The 18,629-nt window shown below is 59.0% G+C and carries 10 protein-coding genes; 4 read left to right on the forward strand and 6 right to left on the reverse strand.

Annotation, left to right across the window (positions count from 1 at the left end):
* Positions 1-78: 78 nt before the first annotated feature.
* Positions 79-1,215, forward strand: coding sequence for an alpha/beta hydrolase (locus tag M5C71_RS25115; RefSeq protein WP_248768963.1), 1,137 nt, complete (start codon positions 79-81; stop codon positions 1,213-1,215).
* A 108-nt stretch (positions 1,216-1,323) separates the two neighbouring features.
* Here M5C71_RS25115 and M5C71_RS25120 read toward each other — a convergent pair whose 3' ends face one another.
* The 3 genes from M5C71_RS25120 to M5C71_RS25130 form a co-directional block, all read right to left on the reverse strand.
* A complete protein-coding gene (locus M5C71_RS25120) occupies positions 1,324-2,481 on the reverse strand; it encodes an FAD-dependent monooxygenase (RefSeq protein ID WP_248768964.1) in 1,158 nt (385 codons plus the stop codon).
* Positions 2,478-13,064 (reverse strand): non-ribosomal peptide synthetase, encoded by a 10,587-nt coding sequence (locus M5C71_RS25125; protein WP_248768965.1) that lies wholly within the window; start codon positions 13,062-13,064, stop codon positions 2,478-2,480. The genes M5C71_RS25120 and M5C71_RS25125 overlap by 4 nt, the downstream gene beginning before the upstream one ends.
* Before the next feature lie 326 nt (positions 13,065-13,390).
* Positions 13,391-13,603, reverse strand: coding sequence for a hypothetical protein (locus M5C71_RS25130; protein WP_248768981.1), 213 nt, complete (start codon positions 13,601-13,603; stop codon positions 13,391-13,393).
* Positions 13,604-13,800: 197 nt separating this feature from the next.
* Between M5C71_RS25130 and M5C71_RS25135 the strand changes: the two genes are divergently transcribed.
* A complete protein-coding gene (locus M5C71_RS25135) occupies positions 13,801-14,160 on the forward strand; it encodes a hypothetical protein (RefSeq protein WP_247263476.1) in 360 nt (119 codons plus the stop codon).
* 233 nt (positions 14,161-14,393) lie between these two features.
* On the opposite strand, the gene M5C71_RS25140 is transcribed toward M5C71_RS25135, so the two are convergent.
* From M5C71_RS25140 to M5C71_RS25150, 3 genes are all read right to left on the reverse strand, one after another.
* Positions 14,394-14,741: a hypothetical protein gene (locus tag M5C71_RS25140; RefSeq protein ID WP_247263477.1), complete on the reverse strand. Its 348-nt coding sequence runs from the start codon at positions 14,739-14,741 to the stop codon at positions 14,394-14,396.
* Positions 14,742-15,236: 495 nt separating this feature from the next.
* The gene (locus tag M5C71_RS25145; protein WP_248768966.1) at positions 15,237-16,373 is read right to left on the reverse strand and encodes an acyltransferase; all 1,137 of its coding nucleotides are present in this window, start codon (positions 16,371-16,373) and stop codon (positions 15,237-15,239) included.
* Between the two features lie 34 nt (positions 16,374-16,407).
* Positions 16,408-16,869 (reverse strand): Lrp/AsnC family transcriptional regulator, encoded by a 462-nt coding sequence (locus M5C71_RS25150; RefSeq protein WP_248768967.1) that lies wholly within the window; start codon positions 16,867-16,869, stop codon positions 16,408-16,410.
* 93 nt (positions 16,870-16,962) lie between these two features.
* Between M5C71_RS25150 and M5C71_RS25155 the strand changes: the two genes are divergently transcribed.
* Both M5C71_RS25155 and M5C71_RS25160 read left to right on the forward strand, forming a co-directional pair.
* Complete coding sequence (locus M5C71_RS25155; RefSeq protein WP_103498165.1) at positions 16,963-17,571, forward strand: LysE family translocator; 609 nt, start codon at positions 16,963-16,965, stop codon at positions 17,569-17,571.
* 152 nt (positions 17,572-17,723) lie between these two features.
* The gene (locus tag M5C71_RS25160) at positions 17,724-18,626 is read left to right on the forward strand and encodes a DUF808 domain-containing protein (protein WP_103498166.1); all 903 of its coding nucleotides are present in this window, start codon (positions 17,724-17,726) and stop codon (positions 18,624-18,626) included.
* Positions 18,627-18,629: the final 3 nt, after the last annotated feature.

The following is an 18,629-nucleotide window of genomic DNA, read 5'->3' on the forward strand; positions in this document are numbered from 1 at the left end:
TACCTGCCCTTGTGTCTCGTTCGCCAGAGGCTCGGTTACGCTGCTAGCCATCTTGATCTTGACGACTTTGTGAATCGAATGAATCTTCAACCTCGTTACTGGCTAGCGGTGGGCGCCTTAGTGGGCAGCCTGGGATTGATCTCTGGTTGCGCGGGCGATCCGCCAGACCCGCGAATCGAATTCACCGAGCTGGTCAATAAAGACCTGGCCAGCGCCTATCAACCGTCCCACAACGAAACAACCGGTTGGGGCGCCATCTGGCAACTCGATCAGCAATCGGTGGATGTGGCCTGGTTGGCGCCGGCTACCCATGAGCGCCTGCCGTTGATTATCTACTTGCCGGGGTTGGGTGAGCCGGCCTCGGGCGGTGTGGAGTGGCGCAAGGCTTGGGCGCAAGCCGGTTATGCGGTGCTGTCTGTTCAAGGGCACGCCTATGATCAGTCGATTTTTGCCTCGGCGCAGGCGTTGGATGGCGACTTCCGTGGCGTGGCCAGCACTCATTACACCGCCGCCGCCTTGCGCGACAGGCTGTCCACCTTGCAGAAAGTCCTGACTGAGGTTCGGGCCCGGGCCGCGAAAGGCGACGCACAACTGGCGGCCATCGACTGGGACCAGGTCGTGGTGGCCGGCTTTGATTTAGGGGCACAGACCGCTGAGGCACTGGCCGGGGCGCTGGAACCTGGCGCTACGTCGGGCGTCGCGATTCAGCCCAAGGCGGTGTTGTTGCTCAGTCCTTATGTGGAAGCCGGTGCCCGGCCAGGGCTGTTCGCCCAGATGTCGGCGCCCGTGCTGTCGATGACCGGTCAGGAGGATGAAGATCCGTTCAACTGGGTCAGTTCCTATCGCCAGCGACAGGTGCTGGGCGAGTCGGTGACGGTGGCCGGCAGCGTTCAGTTGGAGCTGAACAAAGCGACGCACAAGACCTTGTCCGGTACCGAGCTGTTCAACCGACCATCGAAAAAAGCCGACAAGGGCAGCGACCCGTCCGGCGATGCTCCCAAGAGCAGAGGGCACAAGCACGGTGGCGCCAAGCCCGGCGGTGGCGTCCATAGTTCGATGGCGGGCGAACCGGCCCCGGATCCCAAGCAAGTGGCCGCGATTCAGGCAATCGGTGTGGCGTTTCTCGATAGCCGCATCAAACACAATCCCGCGGCTACCGAATGGTTGCTGAAAGGCGCGCCAGGTTGGCTGGAGGGGGCGGGGCGGTTGAAATAGTCATGGCCGGATCCTGGTGCGCTAGCAGATCGGTCTACTTGTGAGTCATGGCGGGGTTTTCCCTACAGCTACTCCCCGCAGATTTAACGGATGGGCGATGTCATTCGTTCAGCAGAGCTTGAACGACAGGATGTCGATATTCTTCTTGTGCAGGCTGCTCTTGGGCGTCAGGCGCATGTACCAGTCGCGAAGCCAGCAGGCGATGCTCGACTCGGCCTGTTCGATGCCGCTCATGAAGCGTGCGGCGTTGACGATTCCGTTGGCACGGGGGTGTCGATACGCCTCGTACTCCGCCAGCGCGGTGCGCAGGTCAGACGTTCTTGCCAGTCGATCAGCCAGTACTACGGCGTCTTCGATAGCCTGCGCCGCCCCTTGACCCAGGCTCGGCAACATCGGATGAGCCGCGTCGCCCAACAGCGCCACATGCCCGTCGCAGAACTGCTCCACGGGCTGGCGATCCCGGGCATGCATTTTCAATATGACATCGTCGGGCGTCGCCTCGATCGCGGCACGGACTTCCGGTGCCCAGCCGGCATAGGCGTCGAGTACTTCCTGTTTGTTGATGCTCAAGGCGTCGTGCGAGGCGTTTTCATGGTTACAGGTCCCCCACCAATAAGCATGGCCGTCGCCCACGCTGCAAAGCCCGAAGCGCTTGCCGCGGCCCCAGTAGTGTGCCACGTAGCCTTCAGTCATGACCGGGTGACTGAACGGCGTTACCGCCAGCCAGGCGATATAGCCTGAGGATCGTATGGGCGTCTCGCCCAACATCTGTCGGCGGATAACCGAGTTGAGACCGTCGGCGCCAATCAGCAGGTCAGCCTCGTCGGTACTGCCGTCTTCGAAGCGCACCGTCACGCCATTGGCGTGGTTGGTATAACCCGTGCAGCGCACACCCGTCACCAGCGTGTCGGGGGCGAGCTGCTGCGCCAGCGCACGCAGCAGCAAGGGCCGCTGGATACTGATACTGGGGTAGCCCAGCTGCTCGCCTATCTCATGAATGGGGATGCTGGTGATGGGCTCGCCACCCGGTTTCTTGAAAAAGAACTGGCGGATCTCCTGGCCAGCCTGTTCGACCGGAGCATGGGCACCGATCGAATGCAGCGCCGCCATGGCATTGGCCATGATGGACAAGCCGGTGCCGCCGGTGCGCAGCGTTTGAGCCGCTTCGAAGACCTTGACCTGCCATCCCGCGCGTTGCAGTGCGATGCCCGCGGTCAGGCCGCCGACACCGGCGCCTGCCACGATAGCTTTCCTGAGTTCTGTCATGCTGTTTTCACCTGTAGCAAGCCATTCAAGTCTGACGGAGCTGTCAATCCGGCTCCGTTGCCCGCGTTTCCTGTCAGGGCCGCGTCCATGTGTAACTTGATGAATTTGCCAACCCGCTGGATATGGGGTTCGCGCATCATCGTCAGGTGGTCGCCTTCCACGCCAATGCGCTGTACCCGAGGAGAAACAGAGCGCCATCCGCGGTACGGATCGCTAAAGGCGGTGCCCACCAGTTCGTGGGGGCCTTGCAGTACTTCGGGCAGCTCTACATCCGCCGCGAATAGGGTCACGGGCAAGTCCCGTGGCGGGAAACGGTACTCCAGCATCCCTTGCCAGTTGGCATGGAATACTCGGAACAGTTGGTCCAGTGTCGCCACGGTAAAGGTTTCGTCGAAAATGCCCTGATCGATGCCGTGCTGTCGGATCACCGCGAAGGCTTGCGAATCGCTCATCGAGGAAAAGTCCAGGGCCTGATAGTCGTATTCCTTCTGGCCGTCGCCGCTGAGCAATTCCCACATGAACCAGTTGATGAACTCGGAGCGTTCGACCTGCACCTGGTCTTGACTGATACGCACGATGGTGTCGAGCAGGAACACGTTATGCACAACCCGCCCGCGACGCTGCAACTCGCTCGCCAGCTCATACGCCACGACGCCGCCATACGACCAGCCACCGATATTCAGCGCCCCGTGCGGTACGACCTGCTCGATGGCATCTGCGTAATACTTCGCCTGGCCGTGTACCGATGGGATCGGCTCTCGGGCGTCCCAGGTTCCCGGCGCCTGCAGCGCAAGAAGATTAACCTGATCCTTGAGGACGCGCGCCAGTGCGGCATAGCACAGCACGTGGCCGCCTATAGGGTGGACCAGAAACACCGGTGGCTTGCCAGGCGCGTTCTTGAAGTCCACCAGCGCGCCAGTAGCGGAGTGTCCGGTTTCGCTCCTTTGCAGCACTTGGGCGAATTCGGCGATGGTCGGGGCCTGGATGAAGTCGGACAGTGATGGCTCCAGACCTTGATGCATGACCAGCTTCGCTACCAGTTGCACCGCTTTGAGCGAGTTGCCGCCCACCTCGAAGAAGTTGTCATGGACACTGATCTCCTCCAGGCCCAAGGCTTCCTGCCAATAAGCCTGCAACAAGTCTTCAGTGGCATTTCGGGGCCCGGTGAAGGGGCGCAGCAGGGTGTTTTGAATTTCGACCTTTTGCAACTGCCTGCGGTCGATCTTGCCGGTGGGACCCAGTGGCAGTTGCTCAATGCTGATCAGCGTGTTCGGCACCATGTAATCGGGCAATGCAAGGCGCATCTCTGCCTTGAGTTGATCCAGATCCAGCATGCGCCCCGGCATCGTCTGGACAAAACCCACCAGATAACGGCTGCCATCGTTTGCAGGCTTGTCGATAACGGCGACTTGCCGAATGTCGGCGCCGAATCGGGCGGAGCCCAGCATGGCCACCTCGATCTCGCCCAGCTCGACGCGGTAGCCGCGAATCTTGACCTGGGCATCACCACGGCCTTGATAGACCAGATCACCCCAAGGCAGGTAAAACCCGATGTCCCCGGTTTCATATAGCCTGCGGGTCTGGCCCTCCAGTTGCCGATAGACAAAACGTTCGTCGGTCAGGTCGGATCGGTCCCAGTAGCCATTCGCCAGGCAAGGACCTTCGATAAACAGTCCGCCTATGACGCCGACCTGGCAGGCATTACCTGCCGCATCCAGAACATGCAGGCGTATCCCGTCTACAGGCGTACCGATCGACGGCATGCTCGGCCAGGTTTCGCTGGCACCTTCAAGCTTCAGGCGCGTGACCACATGCGACTCGGTTGGCCCGTAGTGGTTTTCCACCTGACACTCTTCGAGGCCGGCAATCAGGTCGCGGATCTCACTGGTGATCTTCAACTGCTCACCGGCCACGTTGATCCGACGCAGCGATACCGGGCGAATCCCCAACTGCATGGCCACTTCGGCCAGTCCCTGAAAGGCGACATAGGGCAGGAACAGACGGTTGATCCGCTGCGCGCAGATCAACTTCAACAATTTGATGAAGTCATAGCGCAATGCTTCTTCGATCATCACCAGTTCAGCGCCGCAGGACAGGGTCGAGAGAATTTCCTGGAACGATACGTCGAACGAGATGGATGAATATTGCAGTGTTTTCAACGAGACGGCCGGGTCGATGCCCTGCGCCTGCTCGCGGTTCTGCCAGAGGATCAGATTGCTCAAGGCGCGGTGTGGCATGGCCACACCTTTGGGACGGCCTGTCGAACCCGACGTATACAGTACGTAAGCATTGTCGTCGGCCTCGATGCCCGCAGCGAGCAGGGCAACCCGCTCATGGCAGCGCTCCGCATCATTGTCGAACCCGGCGACCACGCTGTCCCAGTGCCGCTTGTGTACATGCTCCGCCAGCGATGTCAGCCGCTTTTCAGACGCGTCGGCGAACAGTACCAGGCTTGGCTGCGAATCTTCGAGAATCAGCCGGATGCGATCATCCGGGAAGTTCAGGTCAATCGGTACATACGCGGCGCCAGACTGTATGACACCGAGCAAGGCCACGATCAGATCAGGCGAGCGGGGCATCATGAGCGCAACCCGGTCTCCCTGGCCTATTTTGTGCCGGTGCAGCCAGCTTGTCGTCTGCGCACTGGCGTCTCTCAGCTGGCGGTACGATAGCCGGGTCCCGCCGAAACTCACGGCGGTTTGTTGGTCATGGCGGGCAAAGCTGTCCAGCAACAGACTCGCCAGATTGTCATGAGCCGATGTGGCGGCCGGGGCTGGCGTGGTCTGCTCGAGAACAGCTGACCATGCCGGTACGCAGGGGCTGGCCTCTGGCGCATCCATCATCAATGCCAGTGTGCGCAACAGGTATTCGGTATAAGCCTGGACCTGGCTTTCGGCGACGCGGGCAGTGCGGTAGTCCATCTTCAAAATCAACGAGCCGTTGCCCGGATGGCGACCCATGGTGGTCAGCAGGTCATAGTTGCTGGCTTCGGTCGTTTCCCAGTCAATGAGGACTCCATCGTCCTGGGCCAGCATGTCATTGAGCACATAAAAATCGACATAGTTGAACACCACGTTCAAGGTTACGTCGGTTTCGCGGTGGATCAACGCGAACGGATAGCGCCGATGAGTGAACACCTGTTGTTCCTGGGCAATCGATTGGCGGACCAGCTCAAGCCAGCTCTGGCCCAGGGTGTTGAAACGCACGGGCAGGGTGTTGAGAAACAGCCCCAGAATCGAGGCCGCATCCTCAAACTCTGGCCGACCGTGGCTGATGATGCCGCACAGCACTTCTTTCTGGTTGGACATGATGGCTTGTGCAAAGCCGTGAGCCGTCAGCAAGACCGAGCGCAACGGCAGATCCTGCGCTCTGCAGAACGCCTCGAGCCGGGCCAGGTCAGCCGCCGGCATTTCACGGTAGGCCGAGCGGTGCGCTATAGGGTCCGGTGCGACCGCATGGACCCAACTGGTCATCGACGCGGCAGGCGCCTCGCGCAGGTATTCGTTCCAGAACAGACGATGCTCATCCGTCATCACAGCCTCCTGCTCCAGGGCAATGAAGTCGGCGGGCGTGGTGGTCAGGGCGGGCAAAGCGTCTGCCCCCGGCGCCGAGGTGTAGAGTGTGATCAGGTCACGCATCAGGGTGGCGACGCTCCAACCGTCGAGAATGGCGTGGTGAAAGCTGAACACCAGGTCAATGTCGTCCGCCGCGACGAATACGCCGAACTGATACAGGGGAGCCTGATGCCAATCCTGACGATGGCGCTTGCGCTCTTCAACGTAAGTGGAAACCGCCTGTGCCCGCTCGGCAGGGCTCAGAGAGGTGACGTCAACGACTTGCACCGGCGACACGACCGTGGAATGCACACGAGCCATGGGCGTTGCGCCGTGGCTTAGATCAAAGGACATGCGCAAGGCCGGATGACGCTGGATCAATGCGTTGCACGCCCGGCTCCATGCCGCGGCATCCCAGCGCAGGCGTAGCCGGTAGCGAAAGATGTCGTGATAGATCGCCGAGTCCGGGTGCATCATCGAGTGATAGATCATTCCGACCTGAAGCTGCGAAGCCGCGAACACCTCATCGAACACGCCCTCGCTGGCCAAGCGGATGTCTTCTGAAACTTGGGCAAAAGGCTTCACATGTTCTACGGGCTGCCATTGCGATGAGGGTGCCTGCTGCGCGTTCACAAGCCGAGCCAATTGAGCGATGGTCGGGTTCTGGTAAATCTGTGTCAGCGTGAACGCCATGCCTTGCTCACGGGCCTTGATCTGTAGATGGATGACCTTCAGGGAATCGCCGCCGAGCATGAAATAGTTATCATGGACGCCCAGTACGTCTCGTTTCAGGTTGTCTTTCCAGAGCTGCGCCAGCGCCTGTTCCAGTGCCGTGCACGGCGCTGTCGTGTCGGTGCTGCCCAGGGTCTGTACGGGTTCGGGCAGGGCCTTGCGGTCCAGTTTGCCGTTTGCATTGAGCGGGAAGTGCTCCAGCTGAACAAGATACCTCGGCACCATGTAGTCGGGGACGTGCTGGCGCAGATGCTCCTGCAGCGCCTGCGCTGAAAGCTCGTTTCCGCTGGCGCTGACCAGGTAGCCGATCAGATAGGTATCACCTCCGGTTTCCTGGCGAGCGATCACCACCACATCCCTGACACCTTCGCAGGCCAGCAGATGCGCTTCGATCTCACCCAGCTCGATGCGCAGGCCGCGGATCTTCACCTGGAAGTCATTACGGCCCAGGTACTCGACAGTGCCGTCGGCCAGCCAACGGCCCAGGTCGCCGGTCCTGTAGAGGCGGGCATTCGGGTCGTCGCTGAACGGGTCGGTGAGGAAACGCTCAGCCGTCAGTTGTGCACGGTTCAGATAACCGCGTGCCACTTGAACCCCACCGATGTAAATCTCTCCCGCGACCCCCAGGGGGACGGGCTGCCGATGGGCATCGAGCAGGTAAATACGGGTGTTGGCAACCGGTTTGCCGATCGGCGTACTGTCGGGTGTGTCGGGGCCCGAGCAGTCCCAGGCGGTGACGTCGATGGCCGCTTCGGTCGGGCCGTACAGGTTGTGCAGCGCGATGTCCGGCAGTTGCGCCTTGAAGCGGTGAACCAGATGCCCGGGCAACGCTTCACCGCTGCACAGCACGCGCCGCAGGTCGCTGAAGCCCTGGTTGTCGCCATACTCCAGAAAGACATCGAGCATCGAAGGCACAAAGTGCATCAGGGTAATGCCGTGTTCACGGATGACTTGAGCGATATAGGCCGGATCCTGATGACCGCCTGGCCGTGCCATGTGTAACTGGGCACCGGCCAGCAGGGGCAGGAAAAATTCCCAGACCGACACGTCGAAGCCGAAGGGGGTCTTTTGCAGGACGCGGTCGGTTTCATTCACCCTGTAGTGGCCTTGCGCCCAAAGCAGGCGATTGACCACGCCACGGTGCTCGTTCATCACGCCCTTGGGCGTGCCGGTGGAGCCGGAGGTGTACAGCACGTAGGCCAGATGAGCCGAGGTCAGGCCCGGCACGTGTGGGTTGGCAACCGATTGACCCGGCAATGACTGACGCTCCAGATCAATCACCGGCACCGAAACGTTCGACAGTAGACTCAATGTCGCGCTTTGAGCCAAGACCGCAGCGGGAGTACTGTCCTGCAGCATGTAGGCAATCCGGTCCGCAGGATAAGTCGGATCCAGCGGCACATAACTGCCGCCTGCTTTCAGGATCGCCAGCAAACCAATGACCATCGACTCGCTACGTTCGGCGCAGACCGCCACACGACCATCCGGTTTTACCCCGATATCGAGCAAGTGATGCGCCAGTTGGTTGGCCCGGTTATTCAGCTCGCGATAACTCAGGCGGATATCGCCATGCACCACAGCGACCGCTTGCGGCGTGCGCTCGACCTGGGCTTCGAACAACCCGTGGAGTGTCTGCTCCAACGGGTAATCGAATTCAGTGGCGTTGAACTCGACCATCAGTTGCTGGCGCTCCCGCTCCGGCAGGATCGAGAGGCTGTGCAAGGGCGCCTGAGGTGCATGTTCAAGTGCTTCGACCAGGCTTTCCAACGCGGCCTGCACGTAATTGCAGACACGCTGCGCACCGATCTCGACAACGGTCTGGGCGTTGAGTATGAAGTCCTCCCCCAGGTCGTCCACGTTCAATGTCAACAGGTAGTTACTGCGTTCCTCGACGTTCAATACTTGAATGCCTGCCCATACTGCGCCGGCTTCCTTGCTCAAGGCTTCGCTGTCAGTGTGTCGGTAGTTGAGCAGGGCGCTGAACAGGGGCAGGTCGCTCGGCACAGCGCTGCAGCGCTGCGCCAGTGCCAGCGAGGCATGCTCATGTTCGAGGAGTGCGGACAGCTGTGCATGAGTGGCTTGAACGCTGGCCTGAGCCCCCTGATGACCCACGTCGATGCGCATCGGCAAGGTGTTGATGAACATGCCCAGCGCCCGGTCTGTGCCCGCCGAGCCGCTCATGCGACCGATCAGGACGGTGCCGAAGACGACGACATCGCGTCCTGAAAAGCGTCCGACGACCTGGGCCCAGGCCAGGTGCATCAGGCTGGCTGCACTGACCCCGGACAGCCGGGCCTGCTTGCGCAGGCGTCGGCTCAAGGTGTTATCAATACGGTGATGCACTTCTTCGATTCCGCTCCCGTCGCCTTGCACATCGTGCAGGTCGAACGGCAGGGTCGGCTCGTCGATGTCGCCGAGCAGGTTGCGGAAGAAGGCTTCATGGGCTTCGAGGCTGACGCCCAGACGGGCCTGAGCCACGTAGTTGCGGTACGGCACCGAGGCCGGCAGGTCATGGCCTTCACCCAGCATCAGCGCCTGTATTTCGTCACGCATCACTTCCAGGGCGGTGTGGTCGAGCACCAGGTGATGGCACAGCAGCAGCGAGACGATACGCTGCCGGGGGGCATCGTAGGCACTGACCAGCCGCATCAACGGTGCCTGTCGCAGATCCAGGCGATAGTGCCGCGGGTCATAGCGGTGCTGCAGTTGCGTGGAGATATCGCCTTGAGCCGGATCAAGGTCAAGGGTTTCGGTGGCCAGGGTGGCCTGACGCCACACCACTTGCACTGATTCATCCAGTCCTTCCCAGAGCAGGGCGGTGCGAAGGATATCGTGGCGCTGGATCAGCCGTTGCAGTGCCTGGCTGAATGCGTCCAGGCAGGCTTGATCCTGGAAGGCAAAGACTGATTTCAGGACATAGGGATCACCGCGCTCAGCGCGCAGGTGGTGGTAAAGAATACCTTCCTGCAGCGGCGCCAGGGCATAGATGTCCTGCACGTTGGCCACGCCCCCGGGCACGGAGGCCACGATGCGATCGATAGCGTCCTGGGTCAGGTCCGCCAATGGCAGCATGTCCGGGGTAATGCGTTTGCAGTCCTCGGGGATCAGATTGGCAGGTACCACGACTTCCGCGCCGCCGCTCACGGCAGCGGCCAGGGCGGCCAGGGTCGGCTGGCTGAACAGCACGCGAACATCAGCCCTCAGGCCGATCTGACGCATGTGCTCTATCAGCTTGACGGCCAACAATGAATGTCCGCCCAGCTCGAAGAAGTGGTCATGGCGACCCACCTGATCGATGCCCAGCAGTTCTTGCCAGATAGTGGCGATGGCGGTTTCGGTGTCGCCAATGGGCGACTCGTATTCGCGGCTGACCAGCGATGATTGACCGGGAGCGGGCAGGGCGTTGCGATCCAGCTTGCCGTTTGAGGTCAGCGGCAGAGATTCAAGGCGCACGTAGGCCGCGGGTACCATGTAGTCCGGCAGTTGCGCCTGCAAATGTTTGCGCAGTACGTCGGGGCCTACTTCAGCATCAGCGCTGAAGTAGGCCACCAGGCGCTTGTCGCCCGGCACGTCTTCACGGGCCATGATCACGGCTTCTTTTACCGCCTCGTGCCCGGCCAGACGGGCTTCGATTTCACCCAGTTCGATACGGAAACCACGGATCTTGACCTGATCGTCATTACGCCCCAGGTACTCGAGGCTGCCGTCAGCAGACCAGCGTACCAGATCGCCAGTGCGGTACAGCCGGGCACCGGGCTGTTCGCTGAACGGGTTGGCGAGAAAGCGCTCTTCATTCAGTTCGGGACGATTCAGGTAGCCACGCGCCACCCCGGCGCCACCGACATACAACTCACCGGCCACGCCCAGAGGCACGGGCTCGCGGCGGGCGTCGAGCACATAAAGCTGCAAATCCGCTATTCGTTGGCCAATCGGGCTGACGCCCGTTCGCTCGGCATCGGCGGCTTGCAAGGGGTAATACGTCACATGCACCGTGGTTTCGGTGATGCCGTACATGTTCACCAGTTGCGTCCCGGCGTTGCCTGACCTTGCGTACCAGGGCTTGAGGTTTGCGGTGTCTAGCGCTTCGCCGCCAAAGATCACTTGACGCAACGAGTGCGCCTGCTGGCTGTCGGCCTGTGCGGCGATCAGTTGGCGGAAGGCGGAAGGGGTCTGGTTGAGCACCGTGATCCCGGCGTCGCAGATCAGCGCATAACATTCCTGCGGTGAGCGGCTGACCATTTGCGGGACGATCAGCAACTGCCCGCCGTGAACCAGCGCGCCCCAGATTTCCCAGACCGAGAAGTCGAAAGCAAAAGAGTGGAACAGTGCCCAGACGTCATCTGCGCTGAAGCCAAACCACGCATCGGTGGCCGAGAACAGGCGGGCCACGTTTCGATGCTCGACCTGCACGCCTTTTGGCAAACCGGTGGAACCTGAGGTGTAGATCACGTAGGCCAGATGCGAAGCGTTCAGTCCCGGCACGTGCGGATTCTGGACGGATTGCACCTGCAAAGCGGCATCGTCCAGATGGATGACGGGCAGTGAACCGAGCGACAGCACGTCCGCTGTCGCGGCCTGTACCAGCACCGCGGCCGGTGAGCTGTTTTGCAGCAGATAGGCCAGACGTTCGGCGGGGTAGGCAGGGTCCAGCGGCACATAACCTGCGCCCGCCTTGAGAATCCCCAACAGGCCGATAATCATCTGTGGCCCACGTTCGACGCAGATGGCGACCCGATCATCCGGGCCGATGCCCAGATTGATCAAATGATGCGCCAGTTGGTTGGCTTCGCGGTTCAGTTCGGAGTAAGTCAGCACTTTGCCGTTGTGGTCGCTGACGGCGCAGGCGTCCGGTTGGCGTTCTGCCTGTTGCTCGAAGCGGGTGTGAATGAGTCCGTCCTGAGGGTACAAGTGTTCAGTGGCGTTGAATGTCTGCAGCACCTGTTGCCGTTCGGCCATCGGCATGATCGGAAAGTGCGAAACCGGTGTGTCTTGCCGTTCGATCACGTGGGTGAGCATTGAAAGAATGCGTGTTTGAATCTGTCGCACTTCTTCCAGCGTGAAAAACGCCGTATTGAAGTTGAAGTCCAGATAAACGTCTTCGCTCGGATTATAGTCACACACGAAAATCGCCAGCGGCAGGCGCTCATACCCGCTGTACTGGGGTAATACTTCGATCGGGCTGTCCCCGAATACCACATCTCCGTCGAGACTCTCAAACGACAGTGACAGGTCAAACAGTTGCCGACGGCCCACCTGGCCCAGTTTCAAAATCCGGTTAAGTTCTGCTATCGGAAAGCGTTGATGTCGGTAGCTGCGGCGCAACTTGGCGGAAGTCGTCTGCATCAGTTCCAGAAACGAGGCCTGGGGGGGCACTTCGAGACGGATGGGATTCAGGGAAGAAAACATGCCCGCCGTGTTCTTCTGGTAAGCCGTTGTCCGGTTGTGGACCGGCATGCCGATCACGATGGAGTCGACGCCGGTGGTACGGCAGAAGTAAGTGCCGATGATGCTCATGAAAATATGGGGGAGTGACAGGCCCTTACCGCTTGCAAACCGCGCAAGTTCATTGAACAGAACCCGGGGAATCATCATCTGGCTCAGCGCGCTGGGCGCTAGGCGGTTGTCGGCAACCGCAATACGCGGCTGCAGCAAAGGGGGCGGCAGCTCGGCATACAGCTCTTTCCAGAAAGTCTTGTCACGTTCGAAGCGGGTCGATTCCAGATAGGCTCGATCCTCTGCGAGAAACGAGAGATAAGAGTTCCCTTGAGGTGGATTGTGATCGTCACGCAGTAGGCCGTTATAAGCATCCGCGACAGCATGAACGAGTAAATAGACCGTGACGCCATCACCTATAAGGTGATGGTAGCGATGCTGGCAGTAATACCGACCCGGCCCGCAGCGCACGAGCCTGGCTTCCCAAAGCACCTCGCCCAGCAGGCTGAACGGCTGACGAAAAGCCTCTTGCAGGTACGCCTTTACATGTTTCTCGGAGGCCTGTTCGCCAGAAAACTCGACAACGCTCAGCTTCGCCTTGACGTAAGGCATTACGCGTTGACGTACATTCCCGCCCTGCACACTGAGAACCAGACGCAAGGACTCATGGCGATCCACGACCAGCTGGAACGCTTTCTCGAACAGTGGAATATCCAGTTCACCCTTGATCTCAAGGACCATGCCGATGTTGTAGTAGGGCAGCTCTGGGTTTGCGATCTGGTCAAACCAGACGCCTTGTTGAGGGGAAGTGAGTTCAAAGTCTGGACTTTCATTGTCGAACATTGGCAAGTCAGCGGAGGTCATATTGGCGCCTGCATTCAAGTCACTTAAGCTCGTCAACAGCCAATGAATCGGCCGTGAAAAGTCAGGGAATAGGAGAGGATCGGTATGTACAGTTGACGGTCTGTTTGTTCGGTAATCACAGCGAGTTGACCATGATGGCATTGTGGTCTAAGGCTGGCTTCAGCAGCCGATATCATTCGCGTAAAGTACCGGCGGGTGAGTAACGAAGTCACTGGACTCCAAAGCGCAGGCGCAGCCATAATTGGAAATGATCAACTTGATATTATTAGACATTTACAGGGGGGGTAAATCTGCACCGGAAAACGGGGACATGCTGCATAGTCGATTCAGCAGAAATGGCGGAACTTGATACGGGTATCTATATTCACCGTATTTCTACCTTCCAAGTCTGGCATCCACTTACGCTGGAGGCTCACTATTGCAGCAGGAATTAGACTCGCCGCTTTCTTGCGCAGTAATTCCTTACTTTTGCCGTCGTGCCCTATAAGATGAAAGGTACTTTTTCCACTATCCAGGCCGGGCAAATCCAAGTTGTCCATGAGCGGTCTCCACGAAATAAGTGAGAACCCCGGTAAGTTTGGATTTGGCGGGGCTCCCGTGCTGGGATGAAATGGCCGACTTCTGTGAGAGGCTGCGAGCGCCACTGTCCTTGTGTTCGATCCTACCGGTTGAAAGGGACCGGTGATGGAGAGCTGCTTTCGAACCAGGGTGGGCATTGGCAGTAATGAGGGTTGGAATGCAGAAAATCCAAACGCAGCCGTTACAAAGGCGCGTTTCAATTGAATCCACACCTCCTCTCGAAACCATTGCGCTAGAACACATCATGATCGATTTTTTCATTGCTCTTCTGGAGTTTCTGGACCCTCTGGACTCTATGGCTCAAACCGACGGGCCGTCCACATGGGTGCGACGTCATCGAAAGCTGATCAGAGTGTTGTACATCCTTTGTATGCTTCCCGTGTGCGTAGCGCTCTTGCTGCTGGTTATCGACTGGGTGGTTGGCCTCGGCATCGGAGGGAAGAGCGTGGTCATGGTCGTGGTGGGGATGCAACTGATCGGTTTGTTTGCTCTGCTGCGCCGCAAGAGCAATAAATAGACGTCATCGTCGGGTTCCGCCATCTCCGTCAGTGGCGATGCGGATCCGTTCCGAGGTGTCTCTGTCTCGGGTACTCAAGGAATGTTGCGGTTCAACTAAACCGGACCTTGTCTTGGGTTTCCTATCCCTGTCCGAACAGGTATCAGTCAATCGCCAGGGGAGGGCTGACTGGCTGTTGAACTTCAGACTCAAATGAGCGGAAGCCAGGCTTTCCGCTCATCCTCAGAGCACTGTCAGCCGCTGAAGCTGACCACTTGTTCATCCAGCACCGAGTCCATCTTCAGCTGTGCCAACTCAATCAGATGCACCACGCCCATCGCGACCTTGCGGTTCGAACCGGTCTGGTTGTCGGCGTGCTCATAGGCCGTGGCCGCTGCGGATTGCAGAATCGAGTAGACATTGGCCAGGGCGTCTTCATGACTTCCGGGATCGTGCCGATGATCATGCAACACGGCGACTGGGGCCGGTTTCGAACCTGCGTCCGGACCGAGGTTGTAGTGGGACAAGACTCGGTCGGCGATACGAGGGTCAATGGTTTCAACGTTGGGTATTACAGGTGGGTTGGGGGTGACCTTGAACATGGCGAAATCCCGATATGTAGGTGGAGTTGCCACCATTCGCTCGCACACGAATAAAGGTGGCAGCCATACGCAGGTGTGCAAGACCGGGCATATCGGACCCCGGCAGACTCGAAAGTCTCCTGCGCACGGCCACCATTAAGCAGGAGTCGCAGGCATAAGATTACCTGCCGACACAGCTTGTTTGAGGGCGCATGAGCACCGATATGAACGGACTTGCACGTCCGTATCATCAATTGTGTGATGACAGGCCAAGACTATCCGCGACATTCGGCTCAAACAAGCGGTCAGGATTTTCTAGGAAATTTCACTCAAGGGAAAGAGAGATCTCTTTCCAGTCGCTGAAATGGCCGGCTTCTACGAAAGGCCACGAACGCTACGGGCCCTTGGTGCCCAACTGCCACCCGTCAGCGTGCCATAGATCACTGTGATATCGGCGGCGCTGTGCAGCTTACAGGCTGTTGCGATAGCCGCGCGGAAAAGCCGGACTGCCCGTTTTCAGACGGTGACGTTGACCGTCCGCCGAGCAACGAATCGCCTGATGCTGCGGTTCAAGGGTTCTGCATAGAATCGCCCGACCGCTGCACTCAGTGCGGCGGACAGTAGGAAGAACACAGCCAGGAGCAGAATTTTCTCATTCCCCACAACGACGGAAGGCGGGAACATCGTTCTCATTGCGCCGAGCACGATGAGGTGAAACAGGTAGAGCTCGTAGCTGAGCCTTCCAAACCATCCGAGACCGACCAGGAGGCGGGTGCGTTGGCGGACGAGGCCGGAGGGCCGATGGTGCGCACCCAACAACAGCACTGCGGTGCCAAGGGCCATCGCTGTCACGCCAAGCACGTTGGCTTGTCCGATCGGCCAATACAGGTAGAGGAATGTCATCGCGGCGAGGGTAAGCGCCTGCAGGCCCTTCGCTACAACACCGCGCATAGGCATTCGCTTGGCAAGCAGTGCCGTGCAGCAGCCGATGGCGATGCCGTCAAAGCAAGCGAAATAATCATAGAGAAAGCCTTCCTCATTTCCCTGATGAGCGAAGCGGTAAAAGGGCCCAACGATAATGATCACGCCCCAGAAGGCAAGCAGCAGCGACTCCCGCCGCAGGACAAGGCAGAGCATCGGGAACGAGAGATAGAACACTTCCTCGACCGACAAGGACCACAACACACCGAGAGGATAATTGACCCATCCTCGGGCGCTGATCAGCACATTCATCCAGAAGGTCAGGGACGCTAGATTCACGGTCCAGAACGAGACGGGCGTTGCGGTCGACGGAGTGTTCTGGAAGATCGTCACACCTGCCAGCGCAAGCACATTGACGGTGAGGATCAGCAACAGAAGGCATGGGACTATACGTGCGATACGCAACCCGTAGAACGCCCACGCACTCATGCCGACGAGCCCGGGCCAGCGACGATTGGCATTCGAGGTAATCAAATAACCCGAGATGACGAAGAACATAGTCACGCCATAGTTGCCGTTGCGTGCGACAGCGCGGACGGCATCCCATCCCAATACACTGGCCAGGGTCGTGTCGTTCAGGTGGTACGCGATGTTGAAGTGATGAAACAGTACGAGAAAAATCGAGACGCCCCGGATCAGGTCGATCCGGGCATTACGAAGACCGAAGCTCATAGTCAGCTTATCCGTTCGTCCATTTTACCCAGGGTTAAGCCCGCTCGTTCTTCGACGAGTCCATGACGATGTAGCTGGTGATCGACGATACATGAGGCAAGGTACCGAGAACGTCGGTATGAAACGTCTTGTACGCCTTGATATCCGCAACCTCTACGCGCAGCAGGTACTCGATGGTGCCCGTGATGGTGTGGCATTCCACGACTTCCGGAGCGCCAGCGATGGCGCGCTCGAAGGCCTGAAGGCTTTCCTTGGTGTGATTGGAAAGGCCTACGGTGATGTACACCACAAAGCCAGCCCCCAGGCGGGATCTATCGATAACGGCCCGGTATCCGGTGATGATACCGGCAGATTCCAGGTCCTGTACCCGCCTCAAGCAAGCAGAGGGGGACAGACCGACCCGTTCAGCCAGTTTCACATTGGTTTGGCGCGCATCCTTGGCAAGCTCGGACAATATTCTTTCGTCAATTCGGTCTAAAGCTGTTGTTTGTTGCATGGATCTGATTTTTGCTCGTGAGTTCACAAGAAAATTCTGTGATTTAAGCAATAGAATATTCCGCTTCATGGGCTTGATACAACAGATGAATATATGAGCGATATGGCGTTTCTTTTCCCCTTTCTGCTTTTCGCCATCGTGATGACAGGCACGCCGGGCCCGAATAATGCGATGGTCCTCGTATCGGGTGCCCGGGTAGGGGTCTGGCGCACGATGCCCCTCGTGTGGGGCATCGTGGCGGGTGTGGCGCTCCAGATGGTGATATTGGGCCTGGGCCTCGGAGCGGTGTTCGAGGCCATTCCGGGGTTTCACACCGCGTTGAGCATCGTGGGGGCGACCTACATCTTATGGCTCGCGTGGAAGATTGCCTCCAGCGGTCCGTTGGTGATCGGCGATGAGGAGCGCTCGCCCATGGGGTTTTTCGGCGGGGTGGTTTTCCAGTGGATCAATCCCAAGGCGTGGGCCATATCGATCAGCGCGGCAGCCACCTATATTCCCCTCGAGAACCATCTTGTGAACGTGTTCATGACCGCTGCGCTGCTGGCGGTCGTGTCTACTCCCTGTGTCGGGATCTGGGCGGTCGGCGGTGTGGTATTTCGACGTTTCCTGATGCGAGCGAATGTGGCGTTGGTCTTCAATATCGTCATGGCGCTTGTCTTGTTAGGCGCTACCCTGCCAGCCATTGTGCGTCTAACCCATTGATTGCCTGGAGCGTCGATCAAAGCGATGGCGCGCGCTTCTCAGCAGTCGGATTCCGTTTCCTGTAGCGCTATTGAAGAAAGAGCGCTTCATCACGCCCCTGAACCTTATACTTGGCCCGCCGTCCAGGCAGGTTAGGTTCAGGAGTTGAAACCATGGCAGGTAGCAGTTTTTTCGCGTTGTTCGATGACATCGCAACCTTGTTGGACGACATATCGGTGATGAGCAAGGTCGCCGTGAAGAAAACCGCCAGTGTTCTGACGGATGATCTGGCGGTGAACGCGGAGAAGGTGGTTGAGCTCAAGGCGGATCGTGAGCTGCCAGTGGTGTGGGCCGTGTGCAAGGGCTCCCTGGTCAACAAGGCGATTCTTGTCCCGCTGGCGCTGGGGCTCAATTACCTGGCCCCTGCGCTGGTCCATTGGTTGCTGGTGATTGGCGGGATCTACCTCTGCTATGAAGGTATCGAGTCGCTTATCGAGAAGTTGAGTCCCCATGGCGGCCAGGATGAAGCACGAAAGGTAAAGAGGCTCAATGAAGCCGAGGCAAAGGTCTACGAGGCGAAGAAGGTGAAAGGCGCCATCGTGACCGACTTTGTCCTGAGCGCCGAGATCGTGGTGATCACCCTCAATGTCGTGGCTGAGGCGCCTTTCGTGCAGCAGTTGATAACACTTGTGTTGATCTCCTTGCTGGTGACGTTTGGTGTGTACGGGTTGGTGGCTGGCATCGTTCGGCTGGATGACCTCGGACTGCGGCTGCGCAAGATCACCCACCCCGGTCATTTCTCGGCAATGCTTCGCCGGATGGGCGGCTGGCTGATATCGGCCGCGCCCAAGCTGATGAAACTGCTGTCGTGGGTGGGCACCATCGCCATGTTTTTTGTCGGAGGGGCGTTCATTGCGGAAGCGGTTCACGGTGGACCTGAATGGATCGTCAAGCCGGCCATCAAGCATTGGTTGGAGAACTATTTGATCCAGGCCACCGTGGGACTGATCGCCGGGGCCATTGCAGTCGCAGTGGCCTGGACGGCAAGACGGCTGAGTCATCGGGTACTAGGGTAGGCC

It is taken from the genome of Pseudomonas sp. MWU12-2345, from assembly GCF_023242385.1.
GTDB classification, from domain to species: domain Bacteria; phylum Pseudomonadota; class Gammaproteobacteria; order Pseudomonadales; family Pseudomonadaceae; genus Aquipseudomonas; species Aquipseudomonas gingeri_D.

What these genes read in the sequence shown, in the direction of transcription:
- M5C71_RS25115 (WP_248768963.1), top strand. Translation starts at nt 79, where the DNA reads ATGAATCTTCAACCTCGTTACTGGCTAGCGGTGGGCGCCTTAGTGGGC.
- M5C71_RS25120 (WP_248768964.1), bottom strand. Translation starts at nt 2,481, where the DNA reads ATGACAGAACTCAGGAAAGCTATCGTGGCAGGCGCCGGTGTCGGCGGC.
- M5C71_RS25125 (WP_248768965.1), bottom strand. Translation starts at nt 13,064, where the DNA reads ATGACCTCCGCTGACTTGCCAATGTTCGACAATGAAAGTCCAGACTTT.
- M5C71_RS25130 (WP_248768981.1), bottom strand. Translation starts at nt 13,603, where the DNA reads ATGGACAACTTGGATTTGCCCGGCCTGGATAGTGGAAAAAGTACCTTT.
- M5C71_RS25135 (WP_247263476.1), top strand. Translation starts at nt 13,801, where the DNA reads ATGCAGAAAATCCAAACGCAGCCGTTACAAAGGCGCGTTTCAATTGAA.
- M5C71_RS25140 (WP_247263477.1), bottom strand. Translation starts at nt 14,741, where the DNA reads ATGTTCAAGGTCACCCCCAACCCACCTGTAATACCCAACGTTGAAACC.
- M5C71_RS25145 (WP_248768966.1), bottom strand. Translation starts at nt 16,373, where the DNA reads ATGAGCTTCGGTCTTCGTAATGCCCGGATCGACCTGATCCGGGGCGTC.
- M5C71_RS25150 (WP_248768967.1), bottom strand. Translation starts at nt 16,869, where the DNA reads ATGCAACAAACAACAGCTTTAGACCGAATTGACGAAAGAATATTGTCC.
- M5C71_RS25155 (WP_103498165.1), top strand. Translation starts at nt 16,963, where the DNA reads ATGAGCGATATGGCGTTTCTTTTCCCCTTTCTGCTTTTCGCCATCGTG.
- M5C71_RS25160 (WP_103498166.1), top strand. Translation starts at nt 17,724, where the DNA reads ATGGCAGGTAGCAGTTTTTTCGCGTTGTTCGATGACATCGCAACCTTG.